At 67.8% G+C, this 21,059-nt stretch carries 18 protein-coding genes; 12 read left to right on the forward strand and 6 right to left on the reverse strand.

Annotated elements, in window-relative coordinates; translation table 11 throughout:
* Positions 1 to 115: 115 nt before the first annotated feature.
* The 3 genes from ACWZHB_RS23520 (at position 116) to ACWZHB_RS23530 (ending at position 3,688) form a co-directional block, all read left to right on the forward strand.
* Positions 116 to 1,126 carry an ABC transporter permease gene (locus tag ACWZHB_RS23520; RefSeq protein ID WP_427903994.1) on the forward strand — a complete coding sequence of 337 codons (1,011 nt, stop codon included), beginning with the start codon at positions 116 to 118 and terminating at the stop codon, positions 1,124 to 1,126.
* 88 nt (positions 1,127 to 1,214) lie between these two features.
* On the forward strand, positions 1,215 to 2,084 hold the full coding sequence (locus ACWZHB_RS23525) for an ABC transporter permease (RefSeq protein ID WP_427903995.1): 870 nt from the start codon (positions 1,215 to 1,217) through the stop codon (positions 2,082 to 2,084).
* Positions 2,081 to 3,688, forward strand: coding sequence for a dipeptide ABC transporter ATP-binding protein (locus ACWZHB_RS23530; RefSeq protein WP_427903996.1), 1,608 nt, complete (start codon positions 2,081 to 2,083; stop codon positions 3,686 to 3,688). Before ACWZHB_RS23525 ends, ACWZHB_RS23530 begins: the two co-directional genes overlap by 4 nt.
* 92 nt (positions 3,689 to 3,780) lie before the next feature.
* On the opposite strand, the gene ACWZHB_RS23535 is transcribed toward ACWZHB_RS23530, so the two are convergent.
* From ACWZHB_RS23535 to ACWZHB_RS23550, 4 genes are read right to left on the reverse strand one after another with little or no spacing between them, the layout of a single operon-like run.
* Positions 3,781 to 5,073: an MFS transporter gene (locus ACWZHB_RS23535; RefSeq protein ID WP_427903997.1), complete on the reverse strand. Its 1,293-nt coding sequence runs from the start codon at positions 5,071 to 5,073 to the stop codon at positions 3,781 to 3,783.
* A gap of 33 nt (positions 5,074 to 5,106) precedes the next feature.
* On the reverse strand, positions 5,107 to 6,324 hold the full coding sequence (locus ACWZHB_RS23540; protein WP_427903998.1) for a CaiB/BaiF CoA transferase family protein: 1,218 nt from the start codon (positions 6,322 to 6,324) through the stop codon (positions 5,107 to 5,109).
* An 11-nt stretch (positions 6,325 to 6,335) separates the two neighbouring features.
* Complete coding sequence (locus ACWZHB_RS23545) at positions 6,336 to 7,796, reverse strand: dihydroorotase (protein ID WP_427903999.1); 1,461 nt, start codon at positions 7,794 to 7,796, stop codon at positions 6,336 to 6,338.
* A 39-nt stretch (positions 7,797 to 7,835) separates the two neighbouring features.
* Positions 7,836 to 9,203, reverse strand: coding sequence for an FAD-dependent oxidoreductase (locus ACWZHB_RS23550; protein WP_427904000.1), 1,368 nt, complete (start codon positions 9,201 to 9,203; stop codon positions 7,836 to 7,838).
* 242 nt (positions 9,204 to 9,445) lie between these two features.
* On the opposite strand from ACWZHB_RS23550, the gene ACWZHB_RS23555 reads away from it, so the two are divergent.
* The 4 genes from ACWZHB_RS23555 to ACWZHB_RS23570 are packed head-to-tail and all read left to right on the forward strand — an operon-like array spanning position 9,446 to position 13,324.
* Positions 9,446 to 10,228, forward strand: a complete 783-nt coding sequence (locus ACWZHB_RS23555; protein ID WP_427904001.1) for an IclR family transcriptional regulator — start codon at positions 9,446 to 9,448, stop codon at positions 10,226 to 10,228.
* Positions 10,225 to 11,064, forward strand: coding sequence for an HpcH/HpaI aldolase/citrate lyase family protein (locus tag ACWZHB_RS23560; protein WP_427904002.1), 840 nt, complete (start codon positions 10,225 to 10,227; stop codon positions 11,062 to 11,064). Before ACWZHB_RS23555 ends, ACWZHB_RS23560 begins: the two co-directional genes overlap by 4 nt.
* Positions 11,061 to 11,900 (forward strand): cyclase family protein, encoded by an 840-nt coding sequence (locus tag ACWZHB_RS23565; protein WP_427904003.1) that lies wholly within the window; start codon positions 11,061 to 11,063, stop codon positions 11,898 to 11,900. Before ACWZHB_RS23560 ends, ACWZHB_RS23565 begins: the two co-directional genes overlap by 4 nt.
* A complete protein-coding gene (locus tag ACWZHB_RS23570; RefSeq protein ID WP_427904004.1) occupies positions 11,897 to 13,324 on the forward strand; it encodes an MmgE/PrpD family protein in 1,428 nt (475 codons plus the stop codon). Before ACWZHB_RS23565 ends, ACWZHB_RS23570 begins: the two co-directional genes overlap by 4 nt.
* A 178-nt stretch (positions 13,325 to 13,502) precedes the next feature.
* On the opposite strand, the gene ACWZHB_RS23575 is transcribed toward ACWZHB_RS23570, so the two are convergent.
* Positions 13,503 to 14,123 carry an alpha/beta fold hydrolase gene (locus ACWZHB_RS23575; protein WP_427904005.1) on the reverse strand — a complete coding sequence of 207 codons (621 nt, stop codon included), beginning with the start codon at positions 14,121 to 14,123 and terminating at the stop codon, positions 13,503 to 13,505.
* Between the two features lie 86 nt (positions 14,124 to 14,209).
* Here ACWZHB_RS23575 and ACWZHB_RS23580 point away from each other — a divergent pair, with 86 nt between their 5' ends.
* Complete coding sequence (locus ACWZHB_RS23580; RefSeq protein WP_427904006.1) at positions 14,210 to 14,995, forward strand: helix-turn-helix domain-containing protein; 786 nt, start codon at positions 14,210 to 14,212, stop codon at positions 14,993 to 14,995.
* A 114-nt stretch (positions 14,996 to 15,109) separates the two neighbouring features.
* Here the strand turns inward: ACWZHB_RS23580 and ACWZHB_RS23585 are convergent, their stop codons facing one another.
* On the reverse strand, positions 15,110 to 15,685 hold the full coding sequence (locus ACWZHB_RS23585; RefSeq protein ID WP_427904007.1) for a Fic/DOC family protein: 576 nt from the start codon (positions 15,683 to 15,685) through the stop codon (positions 15,110 to 15,112).
* 586 nt (positions 15,686 to 16,271) lie between these two features.
* Between ACWZHB_RS23585 and ACWZHB_RS23590 the strand changes: the two genes are divergently transcribed.
* The 4 genes from ACWZHB_RS23590 (at position 16,272) to eat (ending at position 21,047) form a co-directional block, all read left to right on the forward strand.
* Positions 16,272 to 17,474, forward strand: a complete 1,203-nt coding sequence (locus ACWZHB_RS23590) for a transcriptional regulator (RefSeq protein WP_427904008.1) — start codon at positions 16,272 to 16,274, stop codon at positions 17,472 to 17,474.
* 87 nt (positions 17,475 to 17,561) lie between these two features.
* Positions 17,562 to 19,079 carry an aldehyde dehydrogenase gene (gene adh, locus ACWZHB_RS23595; protein ID WP_427904009.1) on the forward strand — a complete coding sequence of 506 codons (1,518 nt, stop codon included), beginning with the start codon at positions 17,562 to 17,564 and terminating at the stop codon, positions 19,077 to 19,079.
* Positions 19,079 to 19,456 (forward strand): DUF779 domain-containing protein, encoded by a 378-nt coding sequence (locus ACWZHB_RS23600; RefSeq protein ID WP_427904010.1) that lies wholly within the window; start codon positions 19,079 to 19,081, stop codon positions 19,454 to 19,456. Before adh ends, ACWZHB_RS23600 begins: the two co-directional genes overlap by 1 nt.
* A gap of 163 nt (positions 19,457 to 19,619) precedes the next feature.
* A complete protein-coding gene (gene eat / locus ACWZHB_RS23605; RefSeq protein ID WP_427904011.1) occupies positions 19,620 to 21,047 on the forward strand; it encodes an ethanolamine permease in 1,428 nt (475 codons plus the stop codon).
* Positions 21,048 to 21,059 lie beyond the last annotated feature (12 nt).

Raw genomic sequence — 21,059 nt, forward strand, 5'->3', positions numbered from 1 at the left:
GGTCTGTCGTGGCCGTCCGCCGGGGCGATCAGGGTAGGCCAGGAGGTTCGGCCCGGCAGTCGGCGGTCGGCTCAGCTCCGGTGGATCGCTGGTGTACCGGATCGGTCCTGCGACCGTGACGGCGAAGGTTGTCGCCCCGGAAACAGCGGCGCCGATCGCGGACAGCGAGCGTGGCGGGCGCTCTGGGATCACCAAAACAGTTGTGCTGCGGGTGATCACGGGGATCGGAGTGCTGTGGGGTGCGACCACGCTGTCGTTCCTCGGTGTGCGGCTGGCGCCGGGCGACACGGTCGACGTGTTGCTCGGCGAACAGCCGCGCACCCCGGAGGTTGAGGCGGCCATCCGCGCCGAATGGGGACTCGACAGTCCGGCCGTTGTCCAGTACGCCCGCTACCTGTGGAATGTGGTGCAGGGGGATTTCGGGCGTTCCTATGTGCTGCAACGGCCGGTGTCGGAAGTGATCGGCTCGCAGGCCGGGCCCACCTTGGCGCTGACCGGCGCCGCGTTGCTGGTAGCGCTGGTGTTCGCGGTGGTCGTCGCGACGACCACAGCGCAGCGGCGGCGATCGCGTGCTATCGCGAATGCTGTTGAGCTGGCTCTTGTTTCGACGCCAGCGTTCTGGCTCGGCATCGTGTTGCTGTCGGTATTCAGCTTCCAGCTGAAGATCTTTCCGGTGGCGGCGAACAAGGGACTGGCGGCCTTGGTCCTGCCCGCGCTCGCGCTCGGCCTTTCGCTGGGCGCGGTGATCTCCCAGGTGCTGCGTGACGGGCTGGAGCGGGCGCTCGACGAACCGTTCGCGGTGACGGTGCGGTCGTGGTCGGTGCGCGAGAGCGCGTTGCGGCTGCGGCACGGATTGCGCCACGCGGCCCTGCCCGCGGTGACCTTGACCGGCTGGTTGGTCGGCGGATTGCTCGGTGGGGCGGTGATCATCGAAGAGGTCTTCGGCAGGCCGGGACTCGGCCGGGTGACTGTCGAAGCTGTTCTCGCACAGGATCTTCCCGTGGTGGTGGCGGTGGCGATTCTCTCGGCGTTCGTCTACGTCGTGATCAGCACGCTGGTCGATCTGCTCTACCTGTGGCTGGACCCACGGCTGCGCCGCGATTCACGCAATGGAGGGCAACGATGACTGCCGGCGGAATGCGTCGAAGGGGCCGAATCGCCCTGCACACAACATCTTCACGCGCACTGCCCGACTGCCGATGTGGAGCGGCGCTATGACGATCGCAGATCTTCCGCGCACGACCGTCGACCGAATCAGCCTGCGTGCGAAGGGTTTCGCGGTGACGCCGGGCGTTGCCATCGCAGCGCTGACAGTGGGGCTGGTCGCCATCGCGGTGGTTGCCCCCGCCCTGCTGACCGGTGCCGATCCGCTCGCCGCCGATCCCCTTGCCGCCCAACTGCCACCGAGCGCGCGGCATTGGTTCGGCACGGACCACCTGGGGCGTGACGTCTTCACCCGCGTCGTCCACGGCGCGCGCTACTCGCTGCTCATCGGCGTCACCGCCGTCGCGATCGCGGTGGTGGCTGGCACGGCGCTCGGCCTGCTGTCCGGGTTGGCGCGTGGGCCGCTCGACGAGCTGATCACCCGGTTCCTCGACGTCGTCTCGTCGTTCCCCGATCTACTGCTCGCGCTGGTCCTGATCTCGTTCACCGGGCCAGGCACTACGAATTTGATCTTCGCGCTCGGTGTCGCCTCGATCCCCCGATTCGCCCGGGTGGTGCGGGCGCAGACCCTCGTGGTGCAGGAGTCCGGATATGTCGAGCAGGCACGAACTTTCGGACTCACCAGGACGACGCTGGTGCGGCGGCATGTCCTGCCACACGCCGTCGCGCAAGTCCCGATTCTGGCCACCATCGGCCTGGGCACCGCCATTCTCGGCGCGGCGGGGCTGAGCTTCCTGGGGATGGGTCCGCAACCGCCGGAACCGGAATGGGGCGCGATGCTCGCCGAAGGACGCAATTACCTGCGTAATGCCTGGTGGATCGGCGTGCTGCCCGGTGTGGCCGTCACCGCCACGGTCATCGCGGTGAGCTCGCTCGGCCGGCGCTGGCAGCGGCACTACGACGGAAGGCCATCGGTATGAGTCTGATCGCGGTCGAGAATCTGCGGGTCGGGTTCGCGGCGAAGGAGGTAGTGCGCGGCATCGATCTGCGGATCGAGCCGGGTGAGGCCGTCGCCCTCGTCGGCGAGTCCGGGTCGGGCAAGTCGGTGACGGCACGCACGCTGGTCGGCCTCGCGGGACCAGGTGCTGCCGTGCGCGCCGATCGGCTCGAGCTCTTCGGCCAGGACGCGCGTGGACATCGCGAGCGGCAATGGCGGCGGATCAGGGGCTCCGACGTCGGCTTCGTACTGCAAGACGCCTTGGTTTCCCTCGATCCGCTGTACTCGATCGGCAGCCAGCTCGCCGAAGCGCAACGCGCGCTGACCGAGCTGCGCGGGCAGGCGCTCACCGCACGTAGCGTGCGGCTGCTCACCGACGTCGGTGTCCCCGAACCCGAACTACGACTGCGCCAATATCCGCACGAGCTGTCGGGCGGACTGCGCCAGCGCGTCTTGATCGCGACGGCACTCGCGGGCGATCCGCGTCTCATCATCGCCGACGAGCCGACCACCGCGCTCGATGTGACTGTGCAGCAACAGATCCTGGACCTGCTTCGCGCACGCAAAGCCGAGGGCACGGCTCTGCTGCTGATCAGCCACGACCTGGCAGTGGTGGCCGAGGTGGCCGACCGGGTGCTGGTCATGCGCGACGGGGAGGTTGTCGAGGAGGGCAGCACGCACGACGTGCTGACCCGTCCGACGCATCCGTACACCGAGAAGCTGCTCGCGGCCGTGCCGTCGGCGGCCTCACGCGGGTCGAAACTGTCGGTGTCCGAGCGCTCACCGCTGCCGCCGCGCTCGGTGGACAACACCAGGGTCGTGCTCTCGGTCCGCAACCTGCGCAAGACCTACGGCTCCGGATCGGCCGCCCGCACCGTGGTCGACAACGTCGACTTCGACCTGTTCGGCGGCGAAACCCTCGGCATCGTGGGCGAATCGGGTTCGGGCAAGACCACCACGGCTCGTCTCGCACTGCGGCTCATCGCACCGTCGTCGGGGCGGGTGGTCGTCGACGGCGAACCGTGGAGCGAGCTCTCCGACAGGGCATTACGCCCCCTCCGTGGCGCGGCGCAGCTGATCGCCCAGGACCCACTCAGCTCCTTCGACCCCCGCTACACCGTGGAGCGCGTGATCGGCGAGAGCCTCGACACGGTCGGCCTGCGCGGAAAGGCCCGCACCCAGCGCGTCCGCGAAATTCTCGACGCGGTCGGCCTTGCCCGCGATCTGCTCCCCCGCCACCCCCGCACCCTCTCCGGCGGCCAACGCCAACGCGTGGCGATCGCCCGCGCCCTTGCCCCCAACCCCGCCCTCCTGGTAGCCGACGAACCCCTCTCCGCCCTCGATGTCTCCGTCCAAGCCCAGATCCTCGATCTGCTCGCCGAACTCCGATCCGAATTCGGCACCGCCCTGCTCCTCATCTCCCACGACCTCGGCGTAGTGCACCACCTCGCCGACCGCGTCCTCGTGATGAAGAACGGCCAGATCGTCGAATCCGGCGAGGCCGACACTGTCCTGCGCTCCCCCCGACACGAATACACCCGCCAGCTCGTAGCCTCGGTCCCGCGCCTACCCGAGGTCGCCGAATGACCGAGGGCGACAACCAGACGACCGTGCCGCGTAACCCCTCATCGGGTTACGCGGCACGTCGTTCGGCAGGCGGTGGCACCCCACCGCCCGGATCACTCGACGGGGGCGAGCGCGTCTTCCGGCTCGGCCGCGAGCGGTGGGCGTTCGGGCTCCTCGGTGAAGAAGATCATCGCCGCCGCGCCGATCAGGCACAGGACCGTCATCACGATGAACCCGCCGTTGTAGGTGCCGGTGCGACCCACGATGAAGCCCATCGCCGAGGGGGCGATGATGCCGGACAGCGCGAAGCAGGCGTCCGCGAAACCGGCGGCCGTACCGGGCTGGGTGGGGGCGGCATCGATCGAGGCGACCCACCAGATGCCGCCGGTGATGAAGCCGAAGCCGACACCGGCCGAGATGCAGATCAACGCGACGGTCAGATTGCCGGGGAAGAACAGGATCGGGATGATCGAGGTGCCCGCGAGCAGCAGTGCCGCGCCGATGATGAGGAAGCGTGACCGGATGCTCTGGGTGCGCTTGTACACCCGGTCCACCAGGACGCCACCGGCGAACGCGCCGACCACGCCTGCCGCCCACGGCGCCACCGAGAATCCGCCGACCTCCTTGATGGAGAGACCGAATTCGTGTTCCAGGTACTGCGGTAGCCAGTACATGAACGCCCAGAACATGAAGCCCCACGCGAAGTAGCCCACGCCGACGAGCCACAGGTTGCGGTTGTGCAGGATCTCGCCCCAGTCGGTGGTCGACTCGTGGCCGCTGTCCTCGCCCTCGGTCTGCCCGGACCGGATGTAGTCCAGTTCTTCCTTCGAGACGAACGCGGACTCGCTCGGCGAGTTCTTCAGGAACGGGTAGGCGACCACAACCCAGACGAGGCCGGCGACCGCGAGTACCCAGAACATGCCCTTCCAGCCGGTCAGCGCGATCAGCTGAGTGAGGATCGGGCCACCGACGAGGAGGCTGCCCGATACCGCGACACCGCCGATGAGCGCCAGCGCCTTACCTCGTTCGTGCGCCGGTAGCCACCGGCTCGCGAGCCGGGTCGCCGCCGGGAAGCAGGGTGCTTCACCGGCGCCGAGGAGAATGCGCAGCAGGATGAGCCCGATGAACCCACCCGCGAACGGGGTGAGCGCGGTGGCGGCGGCCCAGATGAACATGCCGACCATGAGCACTTTCCGGGAACCGTACCGGTCGACCAGCGGTCCCGAGAGCAGGGCGAACAGCATGTAGCCGATCGAGAATGCGGAACTGATGATGCCGTACTGCCCGGGTGTGATCCCGAATTCGGCCTTCAGATCGGTTGCCGCGTACGAGATGGCACTGCGATCGATATAGTTGACCACTACCAGGCCCAGAATGATGGTGATCATCCACCAACGCGATTTCATAGCGAACTCCTCGGATGAAGCAAAGTCGCGGGGTCAGATGACCCTGCGGGCCCGCAGGTCGTCGATAGCCTCGGGGCTGCGCCCGAGCTGGGTGAGGACCTTGTCGGTATCGGCACCGACGGGTCGGCCGGTGTGTCGGATCGCACCGGGGGATCGGGTCATGCGCCACATGACGTTCTGCATGCGCATGGGGCCGAGTTCGTCGTCGTCGACAGTGGTGATCATGTCGGTGGCGACGACCTGGGGATCTTTGAGTAGATCGCTCGGCCGGTAGACCGGCGCCACCGCGGCGCCGGCTGCTTCGAAAACGCTGGTGACCTCGTCGCTGGTGCGTGCCGCGATCCAGCCACCCACGTACTCGTCGAGGAGGTCGGCGTGTTCGGCGCGGGTGCGACCGGTGGCGAACCAGTCCTCGTCGATCACCTCGGGATGACCGACGATCCGCATCACCTTCTCGGCGATGGCCTGGGCGCTGGTGGAGATCGCCAGCCAGTGCTCGTCGGCGGTGCGGTACAGGTTGCGCGGGGCGTTGTTCTGTGACCTGTTGCCGGTGCGCTGCTGGTCGATCCCGAGCTGGTCGGCGTAGATCACGCCGGGACCGACCGCGGTCATGATCGGGCTGAGCAGATCCAGGTCGATCACCTGGCCGGTACCGCCGTTGCGTTCTCGCTCGAACAGCGCCATCGAAACCGCCGACGAACCGGCTACGCCCGCAATGGAATCGGCGAGCCCGAAGGCGGGCAGGGTGGGCGGCCCGTCGGGCTGGCCGGTGAGATGGGCGAAACCGCTCATCGATTCGACCAGGGTGCCGAACGCCGGGCGTTTGGCATACGGGCCGTGCTGGCCGAACCCGGTGACCCGCAACATGATCAGGCCCGGATTGTGTTCGGAGAGCGCGGGGTAGGAAAGGCCCCAGCGTTCGAAGGTGCCGGGCCGGAAGTTCTCGACCACGATATCGGCCTCGGCGGCCAGATCCCGGAAGATCGCCTGCCCGTCCTCGGTACCGAGATTGAGCGTGACGGTCTGCTTGTTACGGCTGACCATCTTCCACCACAGTGGAATTCCGTCCTTGTCGAGGCCGTGGCCGCGCATCCCGTCCGGTTTCTCCGGGTGCTCGATCTTGATGACCTCGGCACCGAAATCACCCAGGATCTGCGCGGTGAGCGGTCCGGCGAGGATGGTGGAGGCATCGAGGACCTTGATGCCTCGCAGCGGGCCGGTCGACTGGTTCACGTTCGCTTCGTCCGTCAAGTCCGCACTCCTCAGTACGGCCGGGAGATGTAGCGGCCCTCGGGCTCGCCGGTGACCACACCGTCGGCCAGCACGCGATTGCCGCGCACGAAGGTGTCGGTGACGGCGGCGGAGAGCTCGAATCCCTCGAAAGGTGTGTATTCCTGGGTGGATTCGGAGTCCGCGGCATGCACGGTCCAGGTGCGGCCCGGGTCGACGATCGCGATATCGGCGTCGACGCCTTCGGCGAGGCGGCCCTTGCCGGGCAGGCCGTAGCGGTCGGCCGGGTTCGAGGCTGTCAGCTGGGCGATCCGGCGCAGCGACAGCCCGCGCTTGCGTCCTTCGGTGACCAGACCGGGCAGCAGGTACTCGGTGCCACCGAATCCGGACTTCGCGGCGAACACATCGTCGCGGTCCTCGCCGAATTTCACCTCGTCCTTGCAGCAGGCGTGGTCGGAGACGACCCAGTCGATATTGCCCGCGAGCAGGTGCTCCCACAGCGCCTCGACGTCCTCGCGCGGGCGGATCGGCGGATTCACCTTGGCGCCGAGGCCGTTCGCGTTGTCGATATCGGTGAGCAGATGGCCGATGGTGACCTCGCGGCGGAAGTTCACATGCGGGAACGCCTCGGCCATCTTCATGGCCGCCTTCAGCGCCTTGGCCGAACTCAGATGCAGCAGGTTGATATTCGGCAGGCCGGTTTCGTCCGCGAGGAAGGCCGCGATGGTCACGGCCAGGCCCTCGGAGTGCTGCGGGCGGGAGGCGCTGTAGGCGGCGAGGCCGCTGAGCGTGCCTTCCTGCTCGACGAGCTTGGTGTAGGCGCTCATGATCTCGGCCGTCTCACAGTGCAGCGAGAGCGAGATGTGCGGGGCGAGTTCGGGATGCCGCTCGCGGGCCTGCTGGACCCCGCGCATCACGAACTCGAAATGTGCGATGTCGTAGCGCTCGTCCTCGGGAATCATCAGGAAATCGCTCTGCGAGGTGGAGCGCCCGTGCAGCCCGTGGCTGCCGTAGAACATGAAGATCTTGAACGAGGTCACGCCCTGATCCGCGGCCAGGTCGGGAATCTCGCCGATATGTTCCTTCGACATCGGCGCGAGGTGGAAGGCGTAGTCGATGTAGCTGCGGCCTGCCGAGGCGTCGAGCACCTCTGGGAAGAAGTCGGCGTAGGCGCCGCCCTTGTTCAGGTAGTACTGGCCGGTGCGCATGTAGGTGAGTGCGGTGGTGACACCGCCCTGCGCGCTGGCGCGGGATTCGGTCTGCGTGTCCTCGGACAGCGGGTTGTAGATACCCCAGTGCTGGTGCGCGTCGACAACACCGGGGAAGACCAGTTTGTCTGTCGCGTCGACGATTTCGGCGCCTTCGGCACTCAGATCGGGCCCGATGGCCGCGATCTTGCCGTCGACGATGAGGATGTCGGCGGTTTCACCCTCGGCGGGAGCCGCGTCGTCGGTGCGGACGACGGTGCCGTTCTTGATCAGGTAGGTGGTCATTTCTTCTCCTGGCGAATATCTGGATGTTCGTGCTGTTTGTCAGGCGGTGACGGCGCTGCCCACATGCTCGGCGGCGAGGAAGGCCAGGCCGAGGGCGGTGATCAGGCCATTGCCCGCGAGGTAGCCGCCGGCACCGTGGCCGGATATACCGATGGCGGCGCCACCGGAGGCGTACAGGCCGGGTATCGGTGTTTCGCCGGCGAGTACTCGGGCGTGTTCGTCGACGACGAGACCGCCCTGGGTATGGAACAGGGCAGGGGTGATGGCAATCGCGATGTAGGGCGCGGCCAGCGGGCGGCGGGTGTCGGTGCGACCCTGCCGGTCGGGCTCTTTCCCCGCGGCGGCCCGCCGGGCGGCGTCGAGCTCGTCCTCGAACGCCGCGGCGGGCACTCCGATACTGTCGGCCAGCCCGGCCGCGGTAGCGGCCCGGACCAGCGATCCGCTCTCGGCCACGGTGCGGAAATCGTCGAACACCGAGCACAACTCGGCGATGTGCTCGTCGATGACGATCCAGCCAGCCGCGCCCGGCCGACCGGCGAGAATGGCGGCGAACTCGGAGTAGCCGGTGGTTTCCGGCGCGAAGCGGCGACCCGTGCTGTCGACGATCACACCGCCGTGCACGACGGTGGCCCAGCCGATGAGTGTCTGGCTGCGCGCGGACAGCGCTGCGTGCCCCTGGTACGCATCGAGAAAGGCACTGTCGGCACCCAGCTCACGGCCGATCCGCAGCGCGTCACCGCGACTGAACCGGCCGCCGTGGTAGTGGGCGTCGGCGATCTCCGGCATATGCCGGCGGACGAGGTCGCGATCGGCGCCGAACCCGTTCGTCGCCAGCAGGACGGCCGACGTGGTCAGGTGCTCGCTGTTGCCGTCGGGGGTGGCGATCTCGACCCCGGTGACCCGGCCGTCGGCGGCGCGCACCTGACACAGGCTCATCGGCGCGATCAATTCGATCCGCGGATGCGCCTGCGCGCGCTGAACCAGGTGACGCAGCAGCCGGGAGCCGTGCCGTCCGGGAATGCTGTGGCAGCGGTCGGCGGTGTGGCCGGGGTAGCGGAAATCGGTGACCAGTTCGAGTTCGAGGCCCTGATTGTCGGCCAGCCAGGTGACCAGCGACGCGCTCGATTCGGCCAGCGCACGCGCCACCCGCCGGTCGGCGGTAGCTGAGGTTTTGCGGGCGATATCGTCGAGGAACTGGTCCGGGCTGTCCTGCACGCCCGCGGCTTCCTGCCAGCGGGTGCCCGCGGCGGGGATCATCGCGGTGCACATCGAGGTGTTGTTGCCGCGCTGGAAGTGCTCGTCGGCGTCGACCACCAGGACGTTCGCGCCCAGTTCGGCCGCGCGCAGCGCGGCGACCAGTCCGCCGCCCGCACCGGCGACGACGAGATCGAAATCCGGACTGTCCACGCTTCCTCCAAATCGTTCCGTCTAGCGGAACACTAGAATGTGACCCCTTGCACTATGCACGTTGGATGGTTCGCGCACAAGTGCCTGCACAAGGATCTATCTAGCGAAACAGGCATCGAGTCATCAAAATGCGCCTGGACAATCGTTTCGCTAAGCGGTACAACTTGTTTAGCGTTTGGTCGATCTCGTCGCGTGTGACGGTGGTTGGCGGAACACGAATCCCCCCAGAGAACGGAGCCACGATGGAGCCCTCGAGTGGCGGCACCACATCCGCCGCGCGGGCAGCGGAGGTACTGCTCGAGTTCGGTCGCAGGCCGAGCGCGCTCGGCGTCTCGGAGATCGCCCGCTCGACCGGTATGTCCAAGGCCGTCGCCCACCGCATCCTCACCACCTTCGTGGACTGCGGCCTGCTGCTCTACGAGCCCGATACCCGCCGCTACCTGCTCGGCCCGGCCGCCGCGACGCTGGGCGCACGGGCCATGGACATCTCCCCGCTGCGCCGGATGGCTCGCGAGGCGCTGGTGGATCTCCAACGCGCCACCGGCGAGACCGCGACGGTGACCGGCCGCCTGCCGGGCGGGCGCGTCTACCTCGACCAGGTCGAGAGCACCCAGGAGATCAAGATGACCGTGGAGCTCGGCCGTCGGTTCGAACTGCACAGCGGCTCGTCGGGTCGCATCATCCTGGCCCACCTTTCGAAGGAGGAGCAGGAGGACGTGCTGTCCGGCGCGCTGCCGCGGCTCACCGCCACCACCATCGTCGATCCGGACGCGCTCCGCGCCGCCCTGCGGGAAGCCCGCGAACGCGGAGTGTGCCGGTCGACCGGTGAACGGCAGGAGGGCGCCGGTTCGATCGCGGCGCCGGTGTTCGGCGCCGACGGCACGGTGATCGGCTCGGTGTCCGTGTGCGGGCCGAGCTACCGGATGACAGCGGAAGCCTGCGACCGGCACGAGAGCGCGCTCGTCGAAGCGGCCAAGCGGGTTTCGCGCGCCCTCGGCCACCGGTCGGCGGTGACGGCGAAATGATCCCGCGTAGTTGGCTGTACGTGCCGGGACATCGCGCGGACCGCATCGGTAAGGCGATCGACAGCAGGGCCGACGCCGTGGTCATCGACCTCGAGGACGCCGTACCCGTAGGCGCGAAAGACCGGGCCCTCGACAATGCCATCGACGCGCTGCGCGCCGCGCCACCGGACCGCGATATCTGGTTGCGGCTCAATGCCATCGGGTCGCCGTGGCTCGAAGCCGAACTCGCCGCGCTGGCAACCGGGCCCACACCGGCCGGGGCCCGGTTGCCGAAATCCGACGATCCCGAATCGGTGGCGGCCACAGCGCAACGCCTCGACTGCCCGGTGCACGCCATCATCGAATCCGCCGCGGGCCTGCTGGTGGCCCCGCAGATCGCGCGGTGCCATCCGCGGGTCACCGGGATCGCGCTCGGCGAGGCGGATCTCGCCGCCGATCTGCGCGTCGAGCCGTCGGGATTGACTTGGGCGCGTGGCTGGATCGTCACCGCGGCGCGCGCCGCCGGGCTGTCCTCGCCGGTCCAGAGCGTGTGGACGGCTGTGGACGATCCGGCGGCGCTGGCCGAGACCTCGAGGGCCGGGCGCGCCCAGGGGTTCTTCGGCCGATCCGTCATCCACCCCGATCAGATCGACATCGTCAATACGGCCTATACGCCGACGGCGGAGGAACACGACCGAGCGTGCCGGATCATCGACCGCGCGGCCGCGTCCATGGCCGCGGGCGAATCCGCGGTTCTCGACGAGAGCGGCAAATTCATCGACCCCGCCGTGGTCGCGAACGCCCGCGTGGTCCTCGACCGAGCACAGGCCGCAGCAGCAAGAGGAGTGAGAGCATGACCGGACAAACCGTTACCGCGGGCCACGACACGCTGTTGAACGCCGTGGTAGGCGGCGCACTCGACGTGGTCGAGCTCGGACATCCGTATACGACGGGTATGCCGTGTTCCCCCAACCACCCCGGTTTCCGGATGACCCTCATCCGTCGGCACGGCGATATGGTCCGCCCGGACGGCGGTTCGGCCGCCAACGAGATCATCGTGACGGGCGGGCACGTGGGCACCCACGTGGACGCCCTGTCGCACGTCAGCCACTGCGGCAAACTGCACGGCGATATCGATGCCGAGCAAGCGCAACGCGGCGGCCGATTCACCGAGCTCGGCGCGGAGAACATCCCGTTCATGCTGTGCCGTGGACTGCTGCTCGATGTACCGCGGGTGCGCGGTGTCGAGGCGCTCGAGGCCGGTCAGGCCGTCACCGAGCAGGATCTGCGTGACGCCGCCGACGCCGCCGGGGTGACACCGCGGCGCGGGGACGTCGTCCTCATCCGTACCGGCTGGGCTCGCCATTTCGACGATGCGCAGCGCTACCTCGGCCAACAGGACGGGGTCCCCGGCGCCGATGAGAGTGCGGCCGAGTGGCTCGCCGCGGCCGGGGTGGTCGCCGCGGGTGCGGATACCACCGCCTTCGAACACATCCCACCCGGCCAGGGCCACAGCGTGCTGCCCGTCCACCGAATTCTGCTGGTAGAGAATGGAATCCATATCATCGAACACCTGAATCTCGAGCCTGCCAGTGCCCGCGGACTCACCGAGTTCACCTTCGTGATGGCGCCGCTGCGGATCACCGGCGGTACCGGTTCGCCCGTGCGGCCGGTCGCGGTGGTGTCGGCATGAGCGAATCAGGCACTCGGCACGACTTCGAGAACACGGTGGTCGGCCGCCTCGCGGCGCTGGCCGACCGGACCCGCGCCAACGGGCTTTCGGGCGAGCTGCGCAAAGACGTCGCCCGCCGCGTGCTCGATGTTCTCGGCAACTCCCTCGCCGCGCAGGACCAGCCATCGGCCCGTGCCGTCATCGCGGTCGCCCGCGACTGGGCCGGGGCACCCCGGGCCACCGGCATCGGCACCGGGGAACGGTTCCCGGCTGCCACCGCCGCCCTGATCAACGGCACCCTCGCCCATTCGATGGATTTCGACGACACCCACCTGCCGTCGATCCTGCATCCGTCGGCGTCGGTGGTCCCCGCCGCGCTCGCGGTCGGTGAGGCGACCGGTGCCGCGGGTGCCGCCGTGCTCGACGCCGCCGGTGTCGGTATCGAGATCGCGGTCCGCCTCGGCATGGGCGGCTACGACGAGGAACTCGGGAACTCGGAGTTCTTCGAACGGGGCCAGCACGCCACTTCCATCTGCGGCGCCGTCGGCTCGGCCGCCGCCGCGGCCATGCTGTACGGCCTCGACGCCGAGGGCATCGCCGATGCCATGGGTATCGCCGCCAGTTTCGGCGCCGGTCTGCTGGAGGCCAACCGCACCGGCGGCACCGTCAAACGCGCGCACTGCGGCTGGGCCGCGCATTCCGGCGTCACGGCCGCGGAATTCGCCCGGCACGGACTCACCGGCCCGCCCACGGTGATCGAGGGCCGCTTCGGTTTCCTGCACGCCTTCTGCGGCGAGCGGGCCGACACCGCGAAGGTGCTCGACCGGCTCGGCGACCACTGGGAACTGCCCGGCATCTTCTTCAAGCCCTACCCCTGCAACCACTTCACCCACGCGGGCATCGACGCGGCCCGCATCCTGCGCCGTGAGGTGGACCCCGCCGACATCGTGGAGATCGAGCTCGGCGTCCCGAAACCGGTGCTGCGCACCATCGCCGAACCGCCCGCGGCGAAGGCGGCCCCCGAATCCGGATACCACGCGGCGTTCTCGGGCCCGTTCACGGTGGCTCGCGCGCTGCTCGGCGGCTCGGGTCTCGGTGTGGGACATGCCGATTTCACCGACGCCGCCGCGCAGGATCCGCGCACGCTGGAACTCGCGCGGCTGGTGACCAGTCACAGCGACGACCGCTGCGATGAGCTCTACCCCCACCAGTTCCCGGCCGCGCTGCGCGTGCGCACCCGCGACGGTTCCTGGCATCAGGCGCGTGTGGACCACAATCGCGGCGGTCCGGCAAACCCGCTCTCCGACGACGAACTCACCATGAAATTCAACCTCAACGTCGAAGGTCGGCTGACCCCGGAGGCGGCGCGGGCCGTCGTCGGTCATGCGCTCGCGCTCCCCACCGCCGATCCGCTCGACACCCTGATGGCGGCCGTTCGCGGCTGACCGGCGGCACCTCGCCTACCCAGCCGAAATCAACGCGCTCGCAACGACATTCGTCCGCCCTCAGGCCGGATATCGATCAGCCGGATCGAGCATCCCGCGTGATTCGCCCGGCCATGAGGGAGTGCACTGTCTGTGCCCGGTGCTCGCCGCTGTCGACGTGCTCGTCGTAAGCCTGCGATCAGAGCAGCAGACGAGCCAGTTCGGCAGGCCTGGACAGCATCGCCATATGTCCGCCACCCATCTCGACCGGCTCGATCCCCAGCCGGGTGCGGACGAGTTCGCGCAGGAAGTCGGCGGGGAGGAATCGGTCGTCGCGGAGCAGGATGAACCGGGTAGGTACGTCGGGCCAGGCCGTGAGCGGCCATGGTGACTTCATCGGGGTATCGGACTGCCCACGCTCGTACTTCTCGGCCTCGGCCTGCTGCTCAGGCGTGAGCTGGTTGTAGAACACATCGTCATCGCCCGAGGTTTCGTGTCCGGTGGCGGCCCACCAGTCGCCAGGCGCCTCGCCGGGAGACGGAATCATGGCCGATACCAACACCATTCGCGAGACCGGGACCCGATCGCACACGAGCGGCGCGGTGAAACCGCCGAACGAGTGCGCGACCACGACCACGTCCCGGCGTTCGCCGATCGCCTCGACCACGGCGTCGGCGTATTCCGCCAACCCGGCGGTGTCGTCCTCGTTCGGCAGCGACACGGGCACCGCGTCATGACCGAGCCCGCGCAGTTCGTCGGCTACCTGCTGCCAGTAGCCCGCATCGCATCCGGCGCCCGGGATCAGCATGAATGTGCTCATGCACCTTGATACCAAGCACCACCGACAACAACGGTGCGCGGTGCTGTTCGCGGCGCACCCGGCGGCGCGTCGATACCCTGGTGAGGGTGAGCATCAATGCCCGTTCGGAGATTCGCGGTTCGGTTCGGATGCCGACCGCGTGGGCTCGGCCGGGGCACATCGGGTATGTCGGCCCGGATCTGCTGCCCGATACGCATTCGCCGCCGGTCGCGATGCTCACCGTGGGGCTGGACGGGCCGCTGATCGTGCACACCGCCCGCGGTCTGATTCGCACGGGCAGTTCTTTCGCGCCTGCCCGCACCGCCCACCGCGTCGTTGCCACGCAGGGGTGGATCCTGGTGTTGTTCATCGACCCGTCGAGCGCGCCCGCAACCATGATCGCCGACGAGATGACTTCCGCGGAAGGCACTTTCGGTCTCAGCCACCGCCGCGAGCGCGAACTCGTCGAGCTGTGTGGCCAACCCGTCGTCGACCCGGATCTGCTCTACAACCGCGCGATCGCGGGCGCGAACCTCGGCACCGACGCACGCATCGCCAGACTCGCCGCCGCGATCCGTGACCAGCCCGCCAACGCCCTGCGCGCCGACCAGATCGCCGCGAACCTCGGCCTGTCCACCGGCCATTTCCTGCACCTGTTCACCCAGCACTGCGGCACCACGTTCCGTGGCTACCAACGCTGGAACCGCATGGTCTCCGCGATCACCAACGCCGTGAACGGCCACGATCTCACCCGCTCCGCCATCGACGCCGGCTTCGCCACCCCCTCCCACTTCAGCGAATCCTTCCGCGCCATGATCGGCCTGCCCGCCACCACCATGCTCGGAGCAGGCATCCACTTCGACCTCGGCACCGGGGTCGTTCAGCGCGGGTGAGCGCGGCCGAGGTCGTAGCGACAGGTGCGGCGACGGATTCCGCGGCGGCCGCACCCGCTGGTGCGACGAGCCCGGCGATCACAGCGGCGACAACGACAAGCGGATCAGCAAGAGCTAAGTCTGGCGTACCAGCCGGTCCAGCAGATCGCGCATCGGTTCGTTGTCACCACGCAGCGACGCCATCGACCCCTGCACGTTGGCCTCGGGATCAAGGCCTGTCCAGTCGATCATCCAGCCGGCCTCACGAGCGAGTTGGTGGAAGAACGCTCGCTGGGTACGACCGTTCCCCTCACGAAACGGATGGATCGCGTTGACCTCACCGAGATAATGCGTCAGCTTCACGATGAAATCGGTTCGGTCCAACCCGCGCAAATGCCCATCTGCCGCTAGAGAGGCGAAGACCTCTGATGCGTAACTCACGATGTGATGCGGGAGGCAGAACGGATCCGATTTGGCGATGCCGACCGTTCGAACTTCACCGGCCCATGGGTACACGTCAGCGAATATCTCACGATGGAACACACGCAGGTGCTCCAGGTCATAGCGGCCAGGCAGCGGCCTGATTCCCAGGTCCGCGAGCGCAGCCTGACTCAGATCGGCCTCCGCTTGACGTAAGGAAGCGGCGTCGACGATCCCTAGTCGATTACGCAACACTCCCGATTCGGGGTCGAGGTACGGATCCACCGTCACGCTGCGCCGTGCATGCCCCGGATCAGCTCCCGCATGCGTGTGGTGCTGATCTCGCCACGCGCCCACTGCCCCATAACTCCCTCGGCAGCCGGACTCGCCGACGCACCTTCCGCCCTGACCGAAGCCGCAGCCTGGGCCAACGACCGGGACCGTTCCGCAGTCAACTCCTCGAACACCTCGACAGGCACCATCACCGCCTCGGTCTTCCGATGGGATCCGACCCCGATCGGTCGCCGATCACCTTTGCGAAACCGCGCCAAAAGACCAGACAACTGCTCCCGCGCCTCACGCACCGATAGTGTCTCCATGAGAAAAGTGTACACAATTGCATACACAATTGCCCCACTTTTCATGCTTCACGACTACGAATCCATCCTGCCTTACCACCCACGCTGTGGGTGGTTCACGCAGACCTGGCGGAGATGGCCGTGGACGCGCGGCGGCAATCGGCAGCTTGGTAGACGACGAGGAAATCGAGCCTCGCCGTATGGCCGCTCGGGCTGACGAAAGGGCTGTTCAGCGCGCGGAGGTGGGGCATGATGGGGTGTAATCCTCGTTTCGGGCAGTCGAATAGGAAGTCGCGTCGATGGTGCAGCTCACGCTTTCCGCGCAGCGCGCCGCGCTGGAGCGGGAGTGGGCGATGTGGGTGCCGGGCGGGGTGGAGGTTTCGGGGGCGGGCGTGCGGACCGAGGTGGCACAGTCTTGGACGCGGTCGTTGCGGACCGTGGATCCTGGGCGGGATCACGCGCCGGTCAGTGAGACCGATATCGGGCCCCGGTGGGCGGAGTCGCCGTTGCGGGGGCCGGTGACCGAGCTGAAAGAGCAACTGCACAGTGTCGCTGATGACGCGGGGTACGTCGCGGCGGTCACCGACGCTTCGGGGACGATCCTGTGGACCTACGGCGGACCCGTCATGCGCAGGCGGGCCGAGCAGGTGAACTTCGCGCCGGGTGGGCGATGGGACGAGGCGCATATGGGGACCAACGCACTGTCGTTGGCATTGCGCACCGACCAACCGCACACCGTGTTCTCGGCCGAGCATCTTGTCGCGGCACTGCATGGTTGGGTCTGCTATTGCGCGCCGATCCGCGCCGCCGACGGGACCTTGCTCGGTGTGCTCGACCTGTCGACCACCTGGAAACGCTCGCATCCGCTGGCCATGGCCACCGTGCGCACCATGACCAGCGCCATCGAAGCGAAATTGCACGCCGCCGTGCCCGCGCCCGCCGGAATGCGGCTGACCTGCCTCGGCACCGGCCGGTTGATGCGCGACGGTCAGCAGATCCGGTTGCGGCCACGCCACCTCGAGATCCTCACCCTGCTCGCCCTCGACGACGACGGCTACAGCCACGAACGCCTGCACTACGCGGTCTACGGTGATCGCGCGGTCGGCGCGAGCACGCTGAAATCGGAGATGTCGTACCTGCGCCGCGCCACCGGCGGCGACATCACCAGCCGCGTCTACCGCTTCACCACTCCCCTGTCCTGCGACGCCGTCGACGTGCTGCGCGCCATCGAGCGAGGCGATCTCGACACCGCCGTGCGGCTGTATCACGGTCCGCTGCTTCCTGATTCGGACACACCGGGCATCAGCGAATGGCGCGACTACCTCGAAGTCGCCATGCGTAACGCGGTTCTCAACAGCCCGGACGCGAATCACGCACTGACATACGGGGATTCCGCCCCCGATGACATCGCCGTCCACGAACACGCCCTCGCCCTGCTCCCCACTCGCGATGCCCGCCGTGCCGTCGCCACCGCACGCCTACACACCGCTCTTCGCGCCTGATCGGTCCGGCTTCAACGTTTCATCAACCCTTGGCGGGGATAGTGATGGGCGTCACGATTCATCGGAATCAGCGAGGAGCCACCGCACATGATCTACGCCAAGCCGGGCACCGAGGGCAGCGTCGTCAGCTACGCGCCGCGATACGACAATTTCATCGACGGTAAGTGGGTTCCGCCGGTCGAAGGCCGCTATTTCGAGAACACCTCCCCGGTGGACGGGCAGCCGTTCTGCGAGATCGCCCGCTCGAGCGCCGCCGATGTGGAACTGGCGCTCGACGCAGCCCACCGCGCGGCCCCCGCCTGGGGTGAGACCTCGGCCGCCGAGCGCGCCAACATCCTCAACAAGATCGCCGACCGGATCGAGGCCAACCTCGAGGCCCTCGCCGTCGCCGAGACCTGGGACAACGGCAAGCCGGTCCGCGAGACCCTGGCCGCCGACCTCCCCCTCGCGGTCGACCACTTCCGCTACTTCGCCGGGGTGCTGCGCGCACAGGAAGGCGGTATCAGCGAGGTCGACAAGGACACCATCGCCTATCACTTCCATGAGCCGCTCGGCGTTGTCGCGCAGATCATTCCGTGGAACTTCCCGATCCTGATGGCCACCTGGAAGCTGGCGCCCGCCCTCGCCGCGGGCAACGCGGTGGTGCTCAAGCCCGCCGAGCAGACCCCGGCCTCGATCATGAAGGTCGTCGAACTGGTCGCGGATCTACTCCCGCCGGGAGTCCTCAACGTGATCAACGGTTTCGGCGTCGAAGCGGGCAAGCCGCTGGCCTCGAGCCCGCGCGTGGCGAAGGTGGCGTTTACCGGCGAGACCACCACCGGCCGGCTGATCATGCAGTACGCCAGCGAGAACATCATCCCGGTCACCCTCGAGCTGGGTGGCAAGAGCCCCAACATCTTCCTGGCCGATGTGATGGCCGCCGATGACGACTACCTGGACAAGGCGATCGAAGGGTTCGTCATGTTCGCACTCAACCAGGGCGAGGTGTGCACATGTCCGTCGCGCGCGCTGATCGCCTCGTCGATCTACGACGAGTTCATGGCCCGCTGCGTCGAACGCACCAAGGCCATCATCAGCGGCAACCCGCTCGACGAGGCGACCATGATCGGCGCCCAGGCCAGCAACGATCAGTTCGAGAAGATCCTGTCCTACATCGACATCGGCAAGAAGGAAGGCGCCGAGGTGCTCACCGGCGGCGCGGTCCGCAGCGTCGACGGGCTGTCCGACGGCTTCTACATCGAGCCGACGATCTTCAAGGGCACCAACGACATGCGCGTGTTCCAGGAGGAGATCTTCGGCCCCGTCGTCGCGGTCACCACCTTCGACACCACCGAGGAGGCGCTCTCCATCGCCAACGACACCCTCTACGGCCTCGGCGCCGGCGTGTGGACGCGCGACATGAACACCGCCTACCGCCTCGGCCGCGGCATCAAGGCGGGCCGGGTCTGGACCAACTGCTACCACGCCTACCCCGCGCACGCGGCGTTCGGCGGCTACAAGAAGTCCGGCATCGGGCGCGAGAACCACAAGATGATGCTCGATCACTACCAGCAGACCAAGAACCTGCTGGTCAGCTACTCGGCGACGAAGCTCGGCTTCTTCTGATGGTGCAGCGCGTCGACCTCACCGAGAAGGCGGCGGCGCTGCTGCGGGACTTGACCGGGCAGCACGGCCCGGTCATGTTCCACCAGTCCGGTGGGTGCTGCGACGGCAGCTCGCCGATGTGTTACCCGCGTGGCGAGTTCCGGGTGGGCGGGTCGGACGTGCTGCTCGGGTACCTGCCCGGCGACACCCCGTTCTGGATGAGTGCCGATCAGTTCGAGTACTGGAAACACACCCACCTCACCGTCGACGTGGTGCCGGGCCGCGGCGGCGGATTCTCCCTCGAGGCCCCCGAAGGCGTGCGGTTCCTGATCCGCTCACGCCTGTTCACCGACGAGGAATCGGCCGCGCTCGACTCTGCGCCGCCGCCGACCGGGTGATCTGAAACACCCGTAATCAGTTCGTTTCCGCAGGTCAGCGGTGCTCGATACGCACCGCTGACCTGACGGATCCACGGCCGTAACAGTCGTCAATCATTCTTCAACCTTCGACGAGCACCGTGGCCGGTCGAACGCGCATCTGTTTGTTGATGAGAGGCTCCCGATGAGTACAGAAGTCAGCCCCGCCGCAGGCGAGGGCGCACCAGTCGACGACTACCTCGCCAAACGCACCCTGCGCAAGGGCACCGCCGGATGGGTGCTGCTCGCCGGCCTGGGCGTGAGTTACGTGATCTCCGGCGACTTCTCCGGCTGGAACTTCGGTCTCGCCGAAGGCGGATTCGGCGGTCTGCTGATCGCCACCGTCGTGATCGCCGCGATGTATCTGGCGATGGTGCTCGGCATGGCCGAGATGTCCTCGGCGCTGCCAGCGGCGGGCGGCGGCTACACCTTCGCCCGGCGCGCACTCGGGCCATGGGGCGGATTCGCCACCGGCACCGCGATTCTCATCGAATACGCGATCGCGCCCGCCGCCATCGCCACCTTCATCGGCGCCTATGTGGACTCGCTGAACCTGTTCGGGATCACCGACGGCTGGTGGGTGTATCTGGCGGTGTACGCGCTGTTCATCGGCGTCCACCTCACCGGTGCGGGTGAGGCGCTCAAGGCGATGTTCGTGATCACCGGGATCGCGCTCGTCGGCCTGGTGATCTTCGCCTTCGCGGCCGTCGGCAAGTTCGACGCGGCCAACCTGACCAACATCGCGGCCGATCCCGCGGCAACCGGGTCGTCGTCGTTCCTGCCGTTCGGTTACCTCGGCATCTGGGCCGCCATACCCTTCGCGATCTGGTTCTTCCTCGCCGTCGAAGGCGTGCCGCTGGCCGCCGAGGAAGCCAGCGAGCCGGAGAAGAACGTGCCCAAGGGCATCATCGTCGCGATGCTGCTGCTGTGTGTCACCGGCGCGGCGGTGCTGTTCCTGGTGACCGGCGCGCTCGGCGCCCAGAGCGCCTCCGCCTCGGGCAACCCGCTGGTCGAGGCGCTCGGTGACAGCTCGATGGCCAAGGTGGTCAACTACATCGGCCTTGCCGGTCTGGTCGCCAGCTTCTTCTCCATCATCTACGCCTACTCCCGCCAGACCTTCGCACTCTCCCGCGCCGGCTACCTGCCGACCGTCCTGTCGATCACCAACTCCCGCAAGGCGCCGGTGCTGGCGCTGATCGTGCCCGGCATGATCGGCTTCGCCCTCTCGCTCACCGGCAAGGGCGCGATGCTGCTGAACATGGCCGTATTCGGCGCGGCGCTGAGCTACGTGCTGATGATGGTGTCCCACATCGTGCTTCGCGTGCGCGAACCGAACATGCCGCGCCCGTACCGCACGCCCGGCGGCATCGTCACCACGGCGTTCGCACTGGTCATCGCGGCCGCATCGGTCGCGGCGACGTTCCTGGTCGACCAGCAGGCCGCGCTGTGGACGCTCGGTGTGTTCGTCGCCTTCATGGCCTACTTCGCGCTCTACAGTCGCAAACACCTGGTCGCCAAGTCGCCGGACGAGGAGTTCGCGGCGATCGCCAAAGCGGAATCCGAGCTGGAGTAGACCGTCAGGCAC

This window comes from Nocardia sp. FBN12, from assembly GCF_054031145.1.